Genomic DNA, 19,168 nt, shown 5'->3' on the forward strand with positions numbered 1-19,168 from the left:
TGAGCGCTGTCGCTGAGCGTCCCGAACGCAGGGCTGGCTGCGAACTGGTCGCCTGCCATCCGCGCCGCGGGGGCGCTCGGAGGCGGCCGGGTCCGCCGGCGGCCGGTTCTTGACGGTGCAACTTTCCCGCGGTAGCGTAAGTTAATTCATTCCCATCAATGGAAGTGGGTAGCTGTGCTGTTGAAACCCTTCGCCATCGCCGGGGTCATCGCAGGTGTGCTGGCTGTTGCACCCCCTGCCTCGGCGGCACCCCAGTCGGGGGCCGGCGTCTACCCGCCCGGGAATTGCCAGCCGGGCACATTCTGCGTCTGGCCCCACTGGGATCACCCGAACGGGGTTCCGACGGCGACTCCGTCCCTGGTGACCACCACGGAGTGGAGCGGCAACATCACGGGTTTCAACTACTACAACTACACGAACCGGAACGCCGAGATTAGCTGGTCGTTCACCACCCAAGGGAGGACCTTCACCGGCACGGACTGTGCTCCTCCTGGTGACGGATTCTTCTACGTTCCCATGACCGTGACGAAGGTGAGTTGGCGGACGCACGTCTGCTGAATCCCGCCGTCTTCTGCGCCGCCCGGGGTGCTCGTCCCGTCGCGTGTGCTCGACATCGAGCCACCGTCGCCCCGCATCTCGTGCGGGTAGGGTCCCAATCATGACGATTCCCCACCTCACGGCAGCTGACGGGACCACCCTGCCGGCGATCGGGCTCGGCACGTACCGACTGAACGGCTCGGCCGGAGTCGACGCGATCGGGCAGGCGATCCGGGCGGGTTACCGGTTGATCGACTCGGCGGTGAACTACGAGAACGAGGGCGCGGTCGGCCGGGCGGCACGTTCGGCGGGTGACGTGCGGGACGAGCTGGTCGTCACCTCGAAGCTGCCGGGGCGGCACCACCGCTACGACGAGGCACTGACCACCATTGAGGAGAGTGTGTTCCGCACCGGCCTCGACCAGGTCGACCTGTACCTCATCCACTGGCCGAACCCCAAGACCGACCTGTACGTGCAGGCGTGGCGGGCGCTGATCGAGGCGCGTGAGCGTGGCCTGGTCCGGCACATCGGGCTGTCCAACTTCCTGCCGGAGCACATCGAGCGGCTGGTGGCCGAGACCGGGGTCGCCCCGGTGGTCAACCAGATCGAGGTGCACCCGTACTTTCCGCAGCAGGAGGCGATCGACTACCACCGGGAGCACGGGACTTTGGTGCAGGGTTGGAGCCCGCTCGGCCACGGCAACGACCTGCAGGAGCATCCCGTCGTCGTGGAGATCGCGACGGCGCACGGTGTCAGCCCGGCACAGACGATCCTCGCCTGGCACGTGGCCCGTCAGGTGATTCCGCTGCCCAAGGCCGCTTCCCCGCAGCGGCAGGTCGAGAACCTGGACGTCTTCGACATCAAGCTCACCGACGCGCAGGTCGAGGCCATCACCGCGCTGGGCCGCCCGGACGGGCGGCTCGCGGACCAGGACCCGGCGGTGTACGAGGAGTTCTGATCGCCCCGACCACGCTCGGCCTGGACCACGGAACGTGACGTCTGAGGGATCGGACGCGGTGGTGAGCGTGATGACTCACAGGCATCTTGATGCCGCACAGTCATCACGCTCGTCACCACATTGCCCGGCTGTTCCAGGGCGCTCGGATGTCGGCGGGACGAACGCTCAGACGAGCCCGCCGAGCGCCGGGTCGCTGATGCTGTCCTTGCCGTTTTCGACATGACCCGCGCAGCGGTACGCGAAGTCGGCGTCGCCCGCGACGGAGACCGTCAGGTCGTACCAGCCGTGGGTGCGGGCGAGCGCCCACGTCGCGCGCTCGGTCTCGCCGGGGCGCAGGGACAGCTTCACCGGGCGGGAGTTGTATCCGTCCCGGACGGTCACCTCGACCCGCTTCGACCCGCGGTTCTTGAGGGTGAGGGCGAGCTTGTAGTCCCGCTCGTCGTAGGCGGGGGTGACGTCGAGGTGGGACCGGCCGTCGGTGAACCGGCGGAAGAACCCGTTCGGCCCGTGCACCGAAAGGTCGTAGGACGACTCGACCGGCCAGGTGTCGGTCAGGTGCTTGCCCGGCTCGACGGTGTAGCTGCGCGGGGCGTCCGCGCTGCCGGCCTGGCGGACCTGGAAGACCGCGGCGACCTTGCCGGAGTTGCGGAAGTCGATCCGGAGCGCGCCGTCGTCGACCCGGGCGTCGGCGTGCAGGGTGTACGGGATCGCGCGCGCCGGACGTACCCCGTGCTCCTGCTTCGGTAGCCGCTGGTCGGCCGGCGGGACCGGCACCTCGTCGGGGTGCCGGATCAGCTCCTCGGGCTTGAAGTCGTCGGTGTCGGGCAACCTGACCTCGCGCGAGCGGTTCGGGTGCCGGAAGTCGAAGGCCGTGGTCAGGTCACCGACGACGGCGCGCCGCCACGGGGTGATGTTCTGCTCGATCAGGTCCGGGCGGCCGTGCCCGAACCGCGCCTCCAGGAACTTGATCAGTGAGGTGTGGTCGAAGAGCTGCGAGTTCACGTAGCCGCCCCGCGTCCACGGCGAGACGATGACCATCGGCACCCGGATACCGAGGCCGTACGGCCCGGCCGGGTGGTCGGCGTCGCCCGGGAAGATCTCGTTGGTGGTGGGGACCGTCGACTGCCCGTGCTCGCGGGTCTGCGGGGGCGTCGGCGGGACCACGTGGTCGAAGAAGCCGCCCTCCTCGTCGTACGTGACGAAGAGCGCCATCTTGCTCCACACCTCGGGGTTCGAGGCGAGGATGTCGATGACCTGCGAGATGTACCAGGCGCCGAAGGCCGGCCCCCAGTTCGGGTGCTCGGTGTACGCCTCGGGCGCGGTGATCCAGGAGACCTCCGGCAGGCGTCCCGCCTCGACGTCGGCGCGGAAGTCGGCAAGCAGCGCCTCCGGGTCGCGACCCTGGGTCCTGATCTCCGTGCCGGTCTTCGCCTTCTCGGCCAGCGGCGTCCCGGGCTGCGCGTTCTGGTACTGGTGGAAGTAGAGCAGCGAGTTGTCGCCGTAGTTGCCGATGTACGGGTCGTTCGTCCAGCCCCACGACCCGGCGGCGTTGAGGCCGGTGCCGACGTCCTGGTAGATCTTCCAGGAGATGCCGTTGCGCTCCAGCCGCTCCGGGTACGTCGACCAGTCGTAGCCGGCCTCCGCGTTGGTGATGACCGGGCCGCCGCCCTTGCCGTCGTTGCCGACCCAGCCGCTCCACAGGTGATAGCGGTTCGGGTCGGTCGGCCCCATCAGCGAGCAGTGGTAGCTGTCGCAGACGGTGAACGCGTCGGCGAGCGCGTAGTGGTAGGGCAGGTCCTGGCGGGTGTGGTAGGTCATCGCCGTGACGCCCTTGTTCGGCACCCACCCGTCGAACCGGCCGTCGTTCCAGGCGGCGTGGCCGTCGTTCCAGCCGTGCGGCGGGTCCGGCAGGAAGGTCTGACCGAGATCCTTCACCTCGGGGCGGAACGGCAGCAACTCGTCGTCGCCGTTGGGTTGGTGCCAGACGTCCTTGCCGGACGGCAGTGTCGCCGGATGGGGGTCACCGAACCCGCGTACGCCGCGCATGGTGCCGAAGTAGTGGTCGAAGGAGCGGTTCTCCTGCATCAGGATGATGACGTGCTCGACGTCCTTGATCGAGCCGGTCCGGTTGTTCGCCGGGATGGCGAGCGCCTTGCTGAGGTCCAGCGGGAGCGCCGCGCCGATCGCGGGTGCGCCCATCGCCTTGAGGAAGGTACGTCGATCTACCGTGCCCATAACTCCGCCTTTGTGCGACCTGTCGAGAAACTGGCGACCGGACGCTATCGTCGACGGGTTGACGGCAGATGACAGTAGTTAGTTCGTTTTACGACCATTCGACGACCGGCTCCGCGCCGCGCTCGGGCTCATCCCGTGCACCCGCTTGAAGGCGGCGCTGAAGCCGAAGGCGTCCGCGTACCCGAGGTGTCTCGCCACGGCGGCGACCGTCGCCGTGGAGTCGGCAAGCATGTCGGCCGCCAGGGTCATGCGCCAGTCGGTCAGGTAGGTCAGCGGCGGTTCGCCGACCAACGCGGTGAACCGCGTGGCCAGTGTGGACCGGGAGACTCCCGCCTGCGCGGCCAGACTGGCCAGCGTCCACGGCCGGCCCGGCGCGTCGTGCATGGCGCGCAGCACCGGACCGACGGTGTCGTCGCCCAACGCCCGGTACCAGCCGGGAGCCTCGGCCTCCGGTTGGTCGAACCAGTCCCGCACCGTGCACACCAACAACCAGTCCAGGAGACGGTCCAGCACGACCTGCCGGCCGGGCCGACAGGCGTCGAGCTGCGCGTCCAGGTAGTCGCGTAGCGCGGCACAGTCCTGGTCGTCCGGGACGACAAGCACCGGCGGCAGCGCGCTCAGCAGTCGCTGGGGCACCAGAGCGCGCACGTGGTACACCCCGACCAGCAGCACCAGACGGTCGGCGGGATCCGTGCCCGCCGGCGCGGACGTGCCGGTGTGACCGCGCCGCACGTCCCGCAGCTCCCCCGGCTCGAAGCTCGACCGTGGCTCGGCGGAGAAGACGAACGGCGCCGGGCCGCGCACGGTGGCGGCCTCCCCGACCCGGACCAGGCGAGGCTTGTCGCTCTCGGGGTGGGAGATCCACCCCTCGCCGCGCATGGGCACACAGAGCGTCAGTGGGGCGCCGTCGGTGAACCGCAGCGCTCCCGGCGGAGTCAGCACCGACCGGCCGAAGGCCGCACCTTCGGCGTGCACGCCCCGCAGCAGACTGTCGAACGGGTCCATGACATCGACGATAGGTCGCCGACGACCGGGCTCGGACGATCGGACATGCGCGGCGTACGACAGCACATGGACCGGTGCGCGGCGGCCGAGTTGACTGGTAGCCATGACGACAGACGCGGGTTCGATCCTCGTGCTGGCCGGGACCGGCAAGACCGGTCGCCGGCTGGTGCGGACGCTGCGGGCGGCGGGTCAGCAGGTCCGGGCCGCCTCCCGCTCCGGTGAGGTGCGGTTCGACTGGTCGCGGCAGGCCACCTGGGGACCGGCCCTGGACGGAGTCTCGGGGGTCTATCTGCTGGCTCCGGAGGACCCCGCGTTGGCCCCCGGCTTCGTGGCACAGGCGGTCGACTCGGGTGTCGGCCGTTTCGTGGCGCTGTCCGGGCGCGGGATCGACCGGGTCAGCGACTTCTCCCCGGGCATGGTCGCCGCGGAGGAGGCGGTGCGGAAGTCCGGCGTCCGGTGGACGATCATCCGGCCGAACAACTTCAGCCAGAACTTCAGCGAGGACCTGTTTCGCCAACCGCTGCTCGACGGTCGGCTGGCCCTGCCGATCGGTGACACCCCGGAACCGTTCGTCGATGCCCAGGACATCGCCGACGTGGCCGCGACGCTGTTGACGTCACCCGGTCACCACGAACAGGTGTACGACCTGTCCGGTCCGCGTGCGCTCACCTTCGCCGAGGCGGTGGCGACGATCGCCAGGGAGTCCGGGCGTTCGATGCGCTACGTGGAGCTCACGGCGGAGCAGTACCAGGCCGAACTGCTCGCCGAGGGTTACCCGGAGGAGACCGCCACGGCGCTGAACGCCCTGTTCGCCGGGATGCGGGCGGGACATCTCGCCGAGCCGGCCGACGGGGTGCGTCGGGTTCTCGGACGTGATCCGCTCGACTTCGACAGCTACGCCGCTCGGGCCGCGGCGGCCGGAGCCTGGTCGTAGCTCCGGGAGCGTGCGAGCGGGGTAACGGGTGATCTGCCCGCATACCGGGAGCACCCCGACGTACGGTGAGATCGTGCCGACAAGAGACGTACTCACCAAGGCTGACCTGGCTGAGCTGCGCCGCTCGGCGCTCGGGACGGCCGACCCGCTGGGTGTCGCCGCCGACGTCGCCGAGGCGGCGGAGCAGGGTCGGCTGGAGGATCCGGACGACGCCGGGGACGCCCTGACCCTGGCCGCCGAGATCGCCGAGATCCGGGCGAGACCCGAGGCCGCCCTGCGCTACGCGGAGCAGGCCCTGGCGGCGTACCCGTCCGGGGACGACCCGCGCGCCGGGGTCGCCCGGACGCTGCGGGCCCGGGCGCTGTTCCGGGCCGGCGGTCGCGACGACGAGGCGATGGCCGAGTTGACCGCGCTGCGCCCGTCGCTGCTCACGCAGCCCGACGCCCCCGCCTACGTGAGCGCCGCGCTGGACGCGGGTGGTCGTTCGGCGACCGCCGAGACCTGGCTGAGTGAGGCGGTCGACACCCTGCTCAACGAACGCGCGAGCGCCGCGTCCGGACCGGCCAGCACCACGATCGACCCGGTGGTCGATCTGGGTCCGCCGGACGCGCCCGGTGTCGTCTTCTTCCTGCTGCAACAGCGGCACCGGGTACGCCGGAACCTGAACCTGCCGCACGATCGGCAGGACGACCTGGCGGACCGGTTGGAGGCCCAGCTGGTGCGCCGGGCCGGAGAGCGTCGGGACGCGGAGTCGGACCTGCTCTTCTGGCCTCGGGCCGAACTCGATCGGCTGCTCGCCGAGCACGCGACGCTCAGCGACGTGTACGGGCCGGACTGGGACGCGCATCGGGGCCGGCTGGAGAAGGAGCTGGTCCGGCTGAGGGACGCCGGTCAGGCCGGGCTGGGCGTGTTCCGCGCCACCGTGGACGGACTGAACGCGTTCGCCGGTCAACGGGACGGTGACCCGGGCGACGCGGCGGTCCGGGCGGGGTACGCGGCCGAGGTGCAGGCGCGACCCAGCGCGCGGATCGCCTGGCCGCCGGAGCGCAACGACGCGTGCTGGTGCGGCTCGGGCCTGAAGTACAAGAAGGACTGCCTGCCGCGCTCCCGGTAGCCGGGGGCGTCGGTGTCGTCCGGCTGCGACATAATCCCGGCTGCGGCCGGGGTCCGGCTCCGGTGGCGAGTCGCGACCAGCAGCACTTCACGGTCACCTGGGCCGCCAGTGCCGAGCGGGTGGGCGTCCATCGAACGACAGGGGCATGCGGGCGATGGCTGAGGCTGTCGACCTGGCCGTACTGCGCTGCGACCGCTGAAGCCGATACTGCGCCGCGACCGCTGAACCGCTACGGTCCATCTCTGGACGATCGACGTCCACCTGACGCCTCCCGAGGAGACGCCGATGTTCGAGGAGTTCATGGGCATCCCCGCCCACCCTCTGGTGCTGCACGCCGCGGTCGTGTTCGTCCCGCTGCTGGCCCTCCTGACGGTCGGCTACGCGCTCGTCGCGCCGATCCGGCCACACACCCGGTGGGTGCTGGGGCTGCTCGCCGTGGGTGCGCCGGTCGCCGCCCTGCTGGCGAAGCTCTCCGGGGAAGCCTTCTTCGAGCGCCTGCAGAAGGCCAACCGGATCACCCCGGAGTTCCTCCCGAAGATCGAGGCGCACCAGGAGTTCGGCGACATCACGTTCTGGGCGACCCTCCTGTTGGCGATCGTGACGCTGGCACTGGTCCGGTTCGTCCCGCCGCGCTCCGCCGACCCGAGCGCCACCGACGACCGGCGGCCCGGCCGCGCGCTGACGGTGGCGTTGCAGGTGCTGTCGGTGGTGGCCGCCGGCATCGCCGTGTACTACGTGGTCCGCACCGGCGACTCCGGCGCGAAGGCGGTCTGGGAGGGACAGTGACCCCTCAGGCCACCTCGTCGCGTACCCGCCAGGACACCGCGACGAGCCAGCCGGAGATGAGCACCGCTCCGACGGCGAAGCGGATGCTCGCACTCTCCTCGCTCCAGGGCAGGGCGGTGAGCACGAACGCGACGGCACCGCTGGCCGCGCTGTAGAGCGCCCATCCCCGGTGGCCCTGGGCGGCGAAGCGTCGGGCGATCAGCAGCCCGGCCGCGATGAGCGACAGGAACGCGGCCCCGCCGCACACCGTGTGCAGGATGCTGCCCGTGCTGGCCTGCTCGGGCAACCCACGCGGGGCACCGGGCGGCCAGCCGAGCGCGGGATCGGGGACGAAGAATCCGCCGCCGACCATCGCCACCCCGTAGACGCCGACCAGCACCGGCACCACCGTTGCGGCCGGCCCCGGGCGCAGTGCCCGCCACAGGCCCACCGCGAAGGCGACGGCCAGCACGCCGGTGCCCGCGAACGCGAGGACCTGCAACCAGCCGAGGTCACCGAGGGTGAGCGCGCTCAGCGCGTGCCGGCGCAGATCGAATCCGGATCGGGTGAACGCCTGCCCGAACGACAGGGCGGGGAAGAGAACGCCGGCGATCGTGCCGCAGCCCAGCAGGAGCCGGGTTGGACGAAGACGGGTCTCGGGGACGGTCGTCCGGGACGTCATGGGCGTACCTCTCGGATCGGCGTCACGTTTCACCGTCACGACGAACGGGGCCACCCCGGATCGACACTGCCCGGCGGCGAATCCGGCGGGGTGCTGGTGCGGCCCGGCCGTGAGCTCGGGCCGCACCAGCAGCGGTGACCGTCAGCCGGCGTGGTACGCCCGGATGATGGTCTGGTCGATGCCGCTACCTCCGTTCGCGGCGGCCTTCACCCGCAGCGAGACGGCCTGCCCGGCGCTGGCCTTCGGCAGGGCGACCCGGTAACTGTCGCCGCTCGCGGTGACCCGGGCCGACGTCCAGGTGGCGCCGTCGTCGGTCGAGGTCCAGACCTGGAACGACGTCACCCTCTGCGCCTTGACGCCGTGCGCCTGCCGGACGGCCAACTCGGCGGTCGCGCCGGTGACGTGGTTGGTGGTGTCCATGGGCAACGCGTAGTCCAGCGCGAGCAGCGGCAACGGCACGCTCCCCGTCCCGTCCGGCCCGGCGGACCGGAACGTCCAGGAGGTGTTGACCTTCGTCGAGATCGGCAGGATCAGGCTCGTGTCGACGTCGAGGTCCAGTCGGTAGTCCGCCATCCGCTGCGGCACGGTGAAGTCGGCGAGTGGCCGGTTCCGCTCGTCGACGAGCTTGCCGTCGCGGTACAACGACAGGGTGCGGTTCACGCCGATCGAGTCGCCCTGCAGGCAGTCGGCCCGCTGGTGCTGGTCGGTGAGGGTCACCAGGTCGATGTGCAGGTTGCCCCGGGTCCGCGACGGCGCGGTGGCGCAGCTGTGGCCGGCGCCGGCCGGGTCGTCGTACCAGCCGGAGTGCAGCGGCTGCCGCGCCCAGACCTTGGCCTGTTGGCTGCCCGGCTGGTAGCTGCGGGGCGCCTCCTGGGCCGACAGGCCACCGTAGACGCCCTCGTCGGCCCAGAGGTAGCCGGGCGACAGGTAGTCGGTGCGGTACGGCGGCAGGTTGCCCTCGTGGGTCTCCGTCACCGGCACCCCGTCCGGAGTGAAGCCGCTGCGGATGAGCTGGGTGACCATCCCCTCCGAGTCGGCCTGGTGGAACCGTTCCTCGATCCGGGCGAGTTTCGCCTGCTCCGCCGCGTTCACCCGGTACGCCGGATCGGCCGGCACACCGTTCGGGTACTCGTGTACGAGGTTGTAGCGGTACGGCTTCGCCGTGCCGGCCGGTGCGCCGAGGTTGACAGCGGCCCAGCTGCGCAGCGATCCGACACCGGGCTTCGGCAGTGCGGAACTTCGCACGGCCGTCGCGGTCCCGTACCCGCTGATCTGGTTCCACCAGGACAGACCGTTCGACGCGGTCTGCACGTTCGTGAAATCAATCTTGGTGGCCGTGGTGGCGACGCCGTCGACGGTGGCCGTCACCGGCTTGGCGCGCGCCGGGTCGAGCGTCACGCTCCGGTTGCCGGTCACGTTCAGGTCGGTCTCGCCGATGAGCGTCGTCTCCAGCACGTCGCTGTCCACGTAGTAGGCGACCGAGGCGCCGAGCACCGAGTACCGGCCGGCCGGTACCCGCAGCGTGAAGTCGTCGCCGGGCGCACCGCCCGCTCCGCCGTAGTAGATCACCGGGTCGGTGAGGTTGGTGATCGCGAGGTTGATCCAGCTCTCCGCGCCGTCCTTCAGACCGGACAACGGCTTCGTGTGGATCGTCAGGTCATAGCTGGGCGGCTCGACGTAGAAGCTCACCGGCGTGGTCGCGACCACCTTGCGGCCGGTGCGGGCGGTGACGGTGGCGAGGTAGAAGCCCGGCCGGGTGGCCAGCGCCGCGCGGTTGACCCGCAGGGTCGCCCCGGCGGTGCTGCCGCGCCTGACCGTCACCCGGTTCGTCGAGAGCGACGCCGCGCCGCGCGGCACCGGCTGGCCGTCGTGGTTGACGACCGCCACGTCGAGGTCGAGGACCGTCGTCGCCGGGGTGGCCGCGCCGGTCCAGCTCAGCGTCGCCTCGCTGGTCCCGGACTGCGGGTACGCGAACGTGCCGAGATTGACCACCGGCTGGTTGCTGGTCGGGCCACCGAGGGCGCGGACCGCGTTGAGCCGGCCGGCGCCGACGGCGTACGCGTCGATGCCGGTCAGCGGGTCGGCGGCGCCGACCAGGGCCGCCTTGAGCTGCGCACCGGTCCAGTCCGGGTGCCGTTGGGCGAGCAGCGCGGCGGCGCCCGCGACGTGTGGGCTGGCCATCGAGGTGCCGCTGATCGCCTCGTAGTGCTTGTCGATCGGGTCCTGCAGGTTGGTGCCGGCGGCCCGCGCGGCGACGATGTCGACACCGGGCGCGACCAGCTCGGGCTTGGCCACGTTGCTGGTGACCAGCGGCCCGCGGCTGGAGAAGTCGGCGAGTTCGTCGTTGCGGTCCACAGCGCCGACGGTCAGGGCGCTGGCGGCGGAGCCGGGCGAGGAGATGGCCCCGCCACTGTTGCCCGCGGCGATGACGAACAGCGCGCCGGTCTGCTTGCTCAGACCGTCCACGGCGAGCGACAGCGGGTCGTTGCCGTCGTCCGGGTCAGTGCCACCGAGACTCATGTTGATGACGTCGGCTCGGGCGGCGGCCCACTCCATGCCGGCGATGATCCCGGAGTCCGCGCCGGAGCCGTGGTCGTCGAGGACCTTGCCGATCACCAGCTTGGCGTCCGGCGCCACGCCGCGACGCTGCCCGTGCGCGGCCGCGCCGGTGCCCGCGATCGTCGACGCGACGTGCGTACCGTGGCCGTTGTGGTCGACGGCGTCACCGCCCTCGGCGGTGAAGTCGGACCGGTCGGTGACCCGGCCGACCAGGTCCGGGTGGGTGAAGTCGGCGCCGGTGTCGAGCACCGCGACCCGGACGCCGACGCCGGTGTAGCCGGACTTCCAGGCCTCGGGTGCGGAGATCTGGCCCAGGTTGTGGTCGAGGTCCCGCTGCTGCCCGCCGCCGGTCAGCGCGGTGGCGCGGACCTTGCGGTCGAGCCAGACCTTCTTCGCGCCGGCGGTCAGCGAGTTGGTCGCCAGCTTCGCGGTGGCCGGGCTCTTCTTGGGTACGCGGCCGGCCACCGCGCCGATGCTGGGCAGCGGCAGTACGTCACCGAGCGCGGCGACCCGGGCGGTCGCGGTGGCGGGCTGCACGATGAGCGGCAGCTCCGAGGCGTTGTCGTCGTCGTACCCGTCGGCGATCAGCGTGGTGACGTCGAAGAGGTCGGGGTCGAGGACCGCGCCGATCTGGGACGCGACCCGGGCGGGGATGACGTGCAGGTGACCGTCGGGGCCACAGGTCTGGCGGATCACCGCGTTCTCGTCGGCCGGTCGGACGGTGGCGTGCGGGCATCCCGAGCCGGTGCTGCGGACGGTCACCACGTCACCGGTCAGCAGGGTGACGGTGTGGGTCTTGCCGTCGATCGAGGTGGCGGGTGGGCCGGTCCGGCCGATGCCGCTGGGTCCCGCCGTGGCCGTGCCGCCCGGTAGGGCGGTCAGCGTCGTGGCCGTGACGGCGACGGCCAACAGCCACCGTGTTGTCCTGAGCATGCTGCTCCTCGTCTAATGTGGACGAAAGCGCCTCTTCGGGCGACTTCCCGCAAGATCATATGCACGAGTACGTGATCTTCGAAGGTTCCCGACGACAGGTTTTTCCGCTGGTGGGGCCCGGATTTCCGCAGCGTGTCACCGTCCGGCTCGGTTCGATGACGTTTCGATTGCCGCCCACCTCGTCCAGAACAGCACATTGTGAATAAAGCGCACATCCCCCTCCGAAGGCATCGACGGGGTCCGAGCCCGGACCTAGCATGACCACGAATGGATCTTCGAGACAGCTTCCTGCCGAGACCCGGCACCCAGCCCAACCGAAGGGAGACGCGGATGCGTCGACCCCGCCATCTGGCACTACTGAGCGTCGGCGTGTCCGGCGCACTGGTCCTGACCGCAGCCGCCACCGCGACCGCGGCCCCGCCCACGACCACCACGCCCACCGGCATCGTGGTCAGCGATGGCATGACCCAACCGGTGTTCTCGCTCGCCGACGCGATCGAGGAGCGGGTGTTCGTCCAGACCCCGGTCGACACCGATCACGACGGTCGGCTCGACCGGGTGGCGATCGACATCTCCCGCCCCCGGGAGACCGCCACCCAGGACTTCAAGGTGCCGGTCATCTTCGAGCACAGCCCGTACCGCAAGGGCACCTGGGGCGACGTGCCGTACCCGAGCGTGCTGGTCGACGACCTGCCGCAGAACGGTCTGGTCGACCGGTCCGGGCGGCGGGCGCTCGACGCGGGCACCCAGCGCGCCCAGGCGAAGGCCAACCTGCCCGGCTCGCTCGACGACTACTACGTGCCCCGCGGCTACGCGGTGGTGCTCGGTCAGAGCGTTGGCACCGGCGACTCCGACGGCTGCCCCACCAGCGGCGACCAGGCCGAGACGCTCGGCACCAAGGCGGTCATCGACTGGCTCAACGGCCGGGCGAAGGGGTACGACGCCAACGGCGCCCCGATCACCGCCGGCTGGACCACCGGCGCCGTCGGCATGACCGGCGTCTCCTACAACGGGACGCTGCCCAACCAGGTGGCCACCACCGGGGTCAAGGGACTCAAGACCATCGTGCCGGTCTCCGCCATCAGCAGCTGGTACGACTACTACCGGGCCAACGGTCTGGTCGTCGCCCCCGGGACGTTCCAGGGTGAGGACCTCGACATCCTCGCCCAGTACACGGCCGGGCAGGCCCGGGCCGAGGGTCCCTGCGCCGACGAGCTGGCCACCATCACCGCGGAGCAGGACCGGGTCACCGGCGACTACTCGAAGTTCTGGCGCGACCGCGACTATCTCGACGCCCGTAACGTCAAGGCCAGCGTCTTCGTCGTGCACGGCCTCAACGACTGGAACGTCAAGACCGAGCACTTCGCCGGCTGGTGGGACCAGCTCGCCAAGCGCGACGTGCCGCGCAAGATCTGGCTGCACCAGGGCGGGCACGGCGGGCCGGGCAGCAGCGCGTCGGTGACCCTGCCGAGCGGGCAGACGTGGACCTACAAGCAGACCGAGAACCGCTGGTTCGACTTCTGGCTGTGGAACGTGCGCAACGGCATCATGGACGAGCCGACCGCGGTGCTCCAGCGCGAGGACCGCGCCTACACCACGTACGCCAACTGGCCCGACCCGGCCGCGCGTACGGTCGGGTTGCGGTTCGCCGCCACCGACGCCACCGCCCCGGGCGCGCTCACCACGGGCAAGCCATCGAAGGCCACAATCGAGCAGAGCTTCGTCGACGAGGGCCGCACCATCCACCCGGACACCCTGGTCGCCAACCCCGACACGGCGAGCGCCAACCGGCTCGCCTACCGCTCCCCCGCACTGACGCAGGACGTCCGCATCTCCGGACGCCCGGAGATGCGGCTACGGATGGCGATCGACAACAAGCCGGACGCGAACCTCACCGCGTACCTGGTCGACTACGGCCCCGCCGGGTCGACCGCCGCGCCGACCGTGGTAACGCGAGGTTGGATGGACCCGCAGAACCGCAAGAGCGCCGCCCGCACCGAGCCGGTCAAGCAGGGCAAGCTGTACGACTACCGGTGGACCCTGGAGCCGAAGGACTACATCTTCCCGGCCGGGCACCGGATCGGTGTGGTCGTCTTCTCCAGCGACCAGGAGTACACCCTGCTGCCGTTGGGTGGCACCGAACTGCGGGTCGCACCGAACGACAGCGAACTGCGGCTGCCGGTGGTCGGCGGGCGGAGCGTCCTGGGGTTCTGATCCCGTCCTCGCACCCAGGTGGGGCAGTCCGAAGCGTTCGGGCTGCCCCCTGCCGTTGCGCCGTTGCGCCGTGCGCCCCCGCGCCGTTGCGCCGTTGCACCCCTGGGCCGTGCGCCCCCGCCCCGTTGCACCCCCCGCGCCGTTGCACCCCCCGCGCCGCGCGCCCCCGGCGCCGTCGCCGGTCGCGGCGACAGGCCGTTCCCTTGCATGATCGTGCTCGATCCTGGTTGTAGTGGTCTCGTCCGCACGGTGAGGGGCCTCTTTCCGGGATCGAGCACGATCATGGGGTGGGTGTCGTTGCTGCCCGGCTGCGATCTGAGGCAGCAGTCTCCCGGATCGTGCGCGCGTCGTGGCTTGCGTGGGTTTGGGGTGCCGGGGGCCTGATGTCCGGTTCCGGGGCTGCCGGTATGAGGTGGGTGTCCGGTTTCGCGCCCCGTGTCCTGGGGTCGGGGTCACCCTCGCGGCGGAATCGGTGGCCGGGCGGGGTCGTTATACCTGGCAGACCCCGCAGCAGTCAGGCCCACCGCAACAGTCGGGCCCACCGCAGCAGTCAGGGTCGCGAGGCGCGGCTCCGGCCGGGAACATCCGTCCGGCCGCCCCGGTTACATCCCCCGCACGGCCGAGCACCACCACCGGCCAACCCCCGGGCACGCGGACTGCGCCACCCCCGGTGGGAGGCGGAATGACCCGCCACCGCGAACGGTTACACCCTGTCCCGACGCCGGCCCCTGCGGGTCGCCGGGCAAGAACCCCCCCTCGCACTTCCCCGCACGATCACCCACCCTTGGGTGTGGTGTGGGCACCCCCGATGCAGAGGAGCACGCCATCATGCGTACCGATCTGATCCGTAAGACCGCTCTGACCGCCGCCGGCCTCGCCTTCACCGGTGGTGCCATCGCCGGACCCGTCACCACCGCGTTCGCCGCGCCGAGCACCGACAAGCCCACCACCCAGACCCAGAACGACCGTAAGGGTCACGGTGAGCGCGAACTGGGCGTGCGCTACGAGGCACAGCCGAACTTCTACTACTGCGGCCCCGCCGCCACCCGCAACGCCCTGTCCGTACAGGGTAAGAACATCAACGTCGACGACATGGCCAAGGAAATGGGCACCACCGAGGCCGGCACCAACAGCATCAACGACATCACCCCGGTCCTGAACAAGGAAACCGGCAAGACCGACGCCTACCACAGCGTGGAGATCAGCAGCCCCGACGCCGACGCCACACAGACCGACCGGCTACGCGCCGACATCGTCACGACCGTCGACGACGGCCGGGCCGTGGTCGCGAACATCGCCGGCACCAGCACCGACACCGACGGCGGTGTGCACTCCTACGAGGGCGGGCACTACATCAGCGTCGTCGGCTACCGCGACAACGGCACCACCGTCAAGATCGCCGACTCCGCCGACCCGAACACCGCCTCCTACTGGATCACCGTCGAGCACCTCGCCGACTGGATCGCCACCCGCGGCTACGCCACCAGCTGACCCACACACCACCACCGCTTACACCGAAGGGCCGGACCCCACCACCGGGGACCGGCCCTTCGGCGTCGTCATTTCCGCCAACTGCGGTACGTATTGACAAGTTTCGACGCAGAGGTAAGGCTTGGGCGGCCGGTGAGAGCGCTCTCTCTTCCACGCTCCGCCGGTCATCACCAGTCCGGCCAGGGCAATCTCCGACGTCTTCGGCGGCGGCGCCGGAGCTACCCTGACCTGTTCCCCGACAGGAGTCACGAGATGGACAGGGCCGCACCCCTCTCCGGCAACCGCCGCCGACTGCGCCTCGCCACGGCGATCGGCGCTCTACTGGTGCTACTCGGCACGTACGTCGTCTCCACCACCGCACGGGCCGACGCCGCCCCGGTCGCCAACGCCATCCGGGTTGCCGAGTTCCCCGCCGACTGCACCTACAGCCACCGGCTGCCGGACGACCCGATCGTCTTCCCCGGCCTGCCCGGGGCGTCGCACATGCACAGCTTCTTCGGCAGCACGGTGACGAACGCCAACACCACCCTGCCCGACCTGGTCAACTCCCAGACCACCTGCAACCCGCGGGTGGATGTCTCGTCCTACTGGGTGCCGACCCTCTACCGTGACAACGTCCCGGTGGAGCCGGCGATCGCCACGTTCTACTACCTGGGCGAGGGCGTACGCTCCGACGTCGTCGCGAACACCCAGCCGTTCCCGCTCGGGCTGCGACTCGTCGCCGGCAACGCGAAAGCAACCGGGTCGAACGACAGCATCGCCCGGTGGTCGTGTCTGCACGCGGGACAGGTGGCGCCGTCGAAGAACTTCGTCAACTGCCCGTCCGGCACGATGCTGGAGTCGTACCTGGACTTCCCGCAGTGCTGGAACGGCCGCGACCTGGACTCGTCGGACCACAAGAGCCACCTGGCGTACCCGGTGAACCAGGCCTGCCCGAGCACCCACCCGGTGCACGTGCCGAAGTTGCGGCAGGTGCTGCGGTACCCGGTCAACGGCGACCCGTCGCGGTTCCGGCTGGCCTCCGGGCCGGGCTACACGATGCACGGCGACTTCTTCAACGCCTGGCCGGTCGCGGAGATGGCCCGGCGGGTCCAGGACTGCATCCGTCCCGTCATCAAGTGCGGTGCCGACGGGCGACCGCTCTGAGCCGACAGGCGCATCCCGCGGCGGCGGGTCCGGTCACGCCGGGCCCGCCGTCCCGGGCGGGAGGAGGCCGGATGCGAGGAATCCCCGGGCGGGCGACCGGGTGCCTGCTCCTCGCGGCGCTACTGCTCGTCACCGCCTGCACCGGCGGGTCACCGACCGAGCCCGCGACAGCAACCACCACCACCGGGCCGACCACCACCACCGCGTCAACCACCGCGACGACCGCTACCGCACCCGTCGGCTCGGCGGGTCCGTTCAGCGCCACCGACATCGCGTGGCTTCAGCTGACGGTGGCGATGAACGAACGACTCCTGCCGGTGCTGGACCTGGTGTCGAGCCGGACCACCGACCCGGCATGGCGAACGTTCGCCGCTCGGCTCGGTACGGGACATCACGCCGACCTGAGTACGGCTCGACGGCTGCTTGCCGAGTCCGGCGCCCCGGCGACCAATCCGCACGAGGGCCACGACATGCCGGGCATGGTCACCGACGAGGAGTTGACCGCGTTGCGGTCGGCCACCGGCGTCGCGTTTCAGCGGCGGGCCGGCCAGCACGTCCGGGCGCACCTGGACCAGGCGATCCGGATCGCCACCGCCGAGCAGCTAGTCGGCACCCACCCCGCGACCACGGCGTTGGCCACGGCGGTCATCCGGACGGGAAACATCGACCTCGCCGGACTCGGACGGCTGGACCGGCCGTGATGGCGGCTCGGGAGCGCCATGGAGCCCATAGCGGTACGCAGCCCGCGACGTGGCACCGGAATGGTTGCTGTCATCCGGCCCGGCGTGTCGTGACGCAAACCTCTTGATCACCGGTGAAGGGGTGGGGTGCGGTGAGGGGGAGCTTGCGGCCTTGCCAGCGGGAGCGGAGCCGCCGGTCGTGGCTTGCGACGACGACGGCGCCCGGTCCGGTGCCGAGGGCCTCTTCCAGCTCGTCGCAGAGTCGCGGCGAGAGATGGTTGGTCGGCTCATCCAGCAGCAGCAACTCCGGCGGGTCGGCGACGAGCACGGCGAGATCGAGCCGACGACGCTGCCCGGCGGACAGGTCGGCAACCGGGCGGTCGAGGTCCGATGCGGCGAGCAGACCGAGTGACGACAGCGGCACGGCTTCGGCCCGTTCTTCCCCGACCGCGCGGGCGAAGATCTCCCTGGCTGTCCGGTGCGGATCCTCGAAGACGCTGTCCTGACCGAGCAGGCCGACGCGTAGACCCGGTCGCCGCCAAACGACTCCGGCACCGGTCAGGTGACCGGCCAGGACGGCGAGCAGAGTGGACTTGCCCGCTCCGTTGGGACCACTGACCAGAAGCCGGTCACGGGCCGCGAGGTCAAGGTGCGCCACTTCGAGCCGGCCGGGGACCTCCAGCCCGGTCACCGTGACGATGGGCTCGTCGCCGTTGCCGTTGGCGAGAACGGGCGCGTGGAAACGCAACGGCTCCGGCGGCGCGGGGACCTGGTCGCGTTCCAGCGTCTCCAGTCGGCGGGCGGCAGCGCGGACCCGGCGGGAGATCTGGTTCTGCACGCGGCCGGCCGTGTGCCCGTATCCCATCTTCTCGCTGTCGCGAGGGCCGCGGCCGTGGGCGACCTGGTGCCCGGTCACGGCGGCGGCATCGCGCAGCTCGGCCAGGAGCGCCTGTTCGTCGTCGTAGCGCCGACGCCACCGTTGCGCCTCGGCGCGCTTGGCCGCCAGGTATTCGGTGTAGCCGCCGCCATGGCGGACCGGCCCGTCGACCGCCGGGTCCAGATCGATGACGTCGGTGCAGACCGCGTCCAGGAAGGCCCGGTCGTGACTGGCCACCACGACCACCCCGGGCATGGCCCGAAGCTGGTCCTCGCAGAACGCCGCCGCCCCGTCGTCCAGGTGGTTGGTGGGCTCGTCGAGGAGCAGCGCGGCCGGCCGACGGATCAGCATCGCCGCGAGGGCGAGGCGGCCGCGTTGCCCGCCGGAGAGCGCGGCCAGCGTCCGGTCGTGCGGCATCCCGTCGAGACCGAGGCCGGCGAGCACCGTCCGGGCCCGTCGGTCGGCGTCCCAGGCGTCGCGGTCCTGCGCCCGCTCCAGAACTTCGCCGTACGCGGCCAGCAACCGGTCGTGCTCCGCGCCGCCCCCCGGCGAGTCGGCGAGCGCGACACCGATCCGGTTCAGCTCGGCGAGGTCCGCCCGGGCCTCGCGAAGCGCGTCGTCGAGGACCGTGGCGATGGTCGTTGACGGGGTGAAGGGCATCTCCTGGTGCAGGAAGCCGCACTCCGCCGGCCGGGAGACGGCGCCGGAGTCGGGTTCGTCGACACCGGCCAGGACCCGCAACAGGGTCGTTTTGCCGGTGCCGTTCTCACCGATCAGGCCGATCCGGTGACCGGGCGCGGTGGTCAGGGAGACGCCGTCGAGCACCCGACGGGTGCCGCGGATCCGCACCAGGTCACGGGCGATGAGAGCAGGTCGAACAGACATGGGGACCTCGGAGAGGGCAGATCCGGGCGCACACGGGTGGCCCGGCGGGAGCAGGGCATGACGACGGGGCCGCGGCGACGGTGGCGCGTTCACGCGCCTGTCGGCGGCCGGTCCGGGCTCTCACCCGGAGATGTCGTCGTCACCTGCCACGCC

13 protein-coding genes are annotated in these 19,168 nt (G+C 71.0%); 8 read left to right on the top strand and 5 right to left on the bottom strand.

What is annotated here, in order from left to right; translation table 11 throughout:
- Positions 1–658: 658 nt before the first annotated feature.
- Positions 659–1,495 (top strand): aldo/keto reductase, encoded by an 837-nt coding sequence (locus AB0O48_RS23690; RefSeq protein WP_365068380.1) that lies wholly within the window; start codon positions 659–661, stop codon positions 1,493–1,495.
- A 165-nt stretch (positions 1,496–1,660) separates the two neighbouring features.
- On the opposite strand, the gene AB0O48_RS23695 is transcribed toward AB0O48_RS23690, so the two are convergent.
- Positions 1,661–3,730: a phosphocholine-specific phospholipase C gene (locus AB0O48_RS23695; protein WP_365068382.1), complete on the bottom strand. Its 2,070-nt coding sequence runs from the start codon at positions 3,728–3,730 to the stop codon at positions 1,661–1,663.
- A 78-nt stretch (positions 3,731–3,808) separates the two neighbouring features.
- Positions 3,809–4,735, bottom strand: a complete 927-nt coding sequence (locus AB0O48_RS23700; RefSeq protein WP_357571010.1) for an AraC family transcriptional regulator — start codon at positions 4,733–4,735, stop codon at positions 3,809–3,811.
- A 103-nt stretch (positions 4,736–4,838) separates the two neighbouring features.
- Here AB0O48_RS23700 and AB0O48_RS23705 point away from each other — a divergent pair, with 103 nt between their 5' ends.
- The 3 genes from AB0O48_RS23705 (at position 4,839) to AB0O48_RS23715 (ending at position 7,569) form a co-directional block, all read left to right on the top strand.
- Positions 4,839–5,669 (top strand): NAD(P)H-binding protein, encoded by an 831-nt coding sequence (locus AB0O48_RS23705; RefSeq protein ID WP_357571011.1) that lies wholly within the window; start codon positions 4,839–4,841, stop codon positions 5,667–5,669.
- 73 nt (positions 5,670–5,742) lie between these two features.
- Complete coding sequence (locus AB0O48_RS23710) at positions 5,743–6,783, top strand: SEC-C domain-containing protein (protein WP_365068384.1); 1,041 nt, start codon at positions 5,743–5,745, stop codon at positions 6,781–6,783.
- Between the two features lie 285 nt (positions 6,784–7,068).
- A complete protein-coding gene (locus tag AB0O48_RS23715; protein ID WP_365068386.1) occupies positions 7,069–7,569 on the top strand; it encodes a DUF2231 domain-containing protein in 501 nt (166 codons plus the stop codon).
- A 4-nt stretch (positions 7,570–7,573) separates the two neighbouring features.
- Here the strand turns inward: AB0O48_RS23715 and AB0O48_RS23720 are convergent, their stop codons facing one another.
- Both AB0O48_RS23720 and AB0O48_RS23725 read right to left on the bottom strand, forming a co-directional pair.
- Positions 7,574–8,230, bottom strand: coding sequence for a DUF998 domain-containing protein (locus AB0O48_RS23720; RefSeq protein WP_365068388.1), 657 nt, complete (start codon positions 8,228–8,230; stop codon positions 7,574–7,576).
- A 141-nt stretch (positions 8,231–8,371) separates the two neighbouring features.
- Positions 8,372–11,722, bottom strand: a complete 3,351-nt coding sequence (locus AB0O48_RS23725) for a S8 family peptidase (RefSeq protein WP_365068390.1) — start codon at positions 11,720–11,722, stop codon at positions 8,372–8,374.
- Between the two features lie 330 nt (positions 11,723–12,052).
- Between AB0O48_RS23725 and AB0O48_RS23730 the strand changes: the two genes are divergently transcribed.
- From AB0O48_RS23730 to AB0O48_RS23745, 4 genes are all read left to right on the top strand, one after another.
- Entirely contained in the window at positions 12,053–13,936 is a 1,884-nt protein-coding gene (locus AB0O48_RS23730) for a Xaa-Pro dipeptidyl-peptidase (protein ID WP_365068392.1), read from the top strand.
- 828 nt (positions 13,937–14,764) lie between these two features.
- Entirely contained in the window at positions 14,765–15,427 is a 663-nt protein-coding gene (locus AB0O48_RS23735; RefSeq protein WP_365068394.1) for a C39 family peptidase, read from the top strand.
- A gap of 252 nt (positions 15,428–15,679) precedes the next feature.
- Positions 15,680–16,573, top strand: a complete 894-nt coding sequence (locus tag AB0O48_RS23740) for a DUF1996 domain-containing protein (protein WP_357249924.1) — start codon at positions 15,680–15,682, stop codon at positions 16,571–16,573.
- Positions 16,574–16,644: 71 nt separating this feature from the next.
- Positions 16,645–17,274, top strand: coding sequence for a DUF305 domain-containing protein (locus AB0O48_RS23745; RefSeq protein WP_357249927.1), 630 nt, complete (start codon positions 16,645–16,647; stop codon positions 17,272–17,274).
- Between the two features lie 70 nt (positions 17,275–17,344).
- Here the strand turns inward: AB0O48_RS23745 and AB0O48_RS23750 are convergent, their stop codons facing one another.
- Positions 17,345–19,015, bottom strand: a complete 1,671-nt coding sequence (locus tag AB0O48_RS23750; protein ID WP_357571019.1) for an ABC-F family ATP-binding cassette domain-containing protein — start codon at positions 19,013–19,015, stop codon at positions 17,345–17,347.
- Positions 19,016–19,168: the final 153 nt, after the last annotated feature.

The organism is Micromonospora sp. NPDC085948 (genome assembly GCF_040686315.1).
GTDB lineage: Bacteria > Actinomycetota > Actinomycetes > Mycobacteriales > Micromonosporaceae > Micromonospora.

Excerpts from the sequence above, each read along its gene's own strand:
- AB0O48_RS23690 (WP_365068380.1), top strand. The coding sequence starts at position 659 with ATGACGATTCCCCACCTCACGGCAGCTGACGGGACCACCCTGCCGGCG.
- AB0O48_RS23695 (WP_365068382.1), bottom strand. The coding sequence starts at position 3,730 with ATGGGCACGGTAGATCGACGTACCTTCCTCAAGGCGATGGGCGCACCC.
- AB0O48_RS23700 (WP_357571010.1), bottom strand. The coding sequence starts at position 4,735 with ATGGACCCGTTCGACAGTCTGCTGCGGGGCGTGCACGCCGAAGGTGCG.
- AB0O48_RS23705 (WP_357571011.1), top strand. The coding sequence starts at position 4,839 with ATGACGACAGACGCGGGTTCGATCCTCGTGCTGGCCGGGACCGGCAAG.
- AB0O48_RS23715 (WP_365068386.1), top strand. The coding sequence starts at position 7,069 with ATGTTCGAGGAGTTCATGGGCATCCCCGCCCACCCTCTGGTGCTGCAC.
- AB0O48_RS23720 (WP_365068388.1), bottom strand. The coding sequence starts at position 8,230 with ATGACGTCCCGGACGACCGTCCCCGAGACCCGTCTTCGTCCAACCCGG.
- AB0O48_RS23725 (WP_365068390.1), bottom strand. The coding sequence starts at position 11,722 with ATGCTCAGGACAACACGGTGGCTGTTGGCCGTCGCCGTCACGGCCACG.
- AB0O48_RS23730 (WP_365068392.1), top strand. The coding sequence starts at position 12,053 with ATGCGTCGACCCCGCCATCTGGCACTACTGAGCGTCGGCGTGTCCGGC.
- AB0O48_RS23735 (WP_365068394.1), top strand. The coding sequence starts at position 14,765 with ATGCGTACCGATCTGATCCGTAAGACCGCTCTGACCGCCGCCGGCCTC.
- AB0O48_RS23740 (WP_357249924.1), top strand. The coding sequence starts at position 15,680 with ATGGACAGGGCCGCACCCCTCTCCGGCAACCGCCGCCGACTGCGCCTC.
- AB0O48_RS23745 (WP_357249927.1), top strand. The coding sequence starts at position 16,645 with ATGCGAGGAATCCCCGGGCGGGCGACCGGGTGCCTGCTCCTCGCGGCG.
- AB0O48_RS23750 (WP_357571019.1), bottom strand. The coding sequence starts at position 19,015 with ATGTCTGTTCGACCTGCTCTCATCGCCCGTGACCTGGTGCGGATCCGC.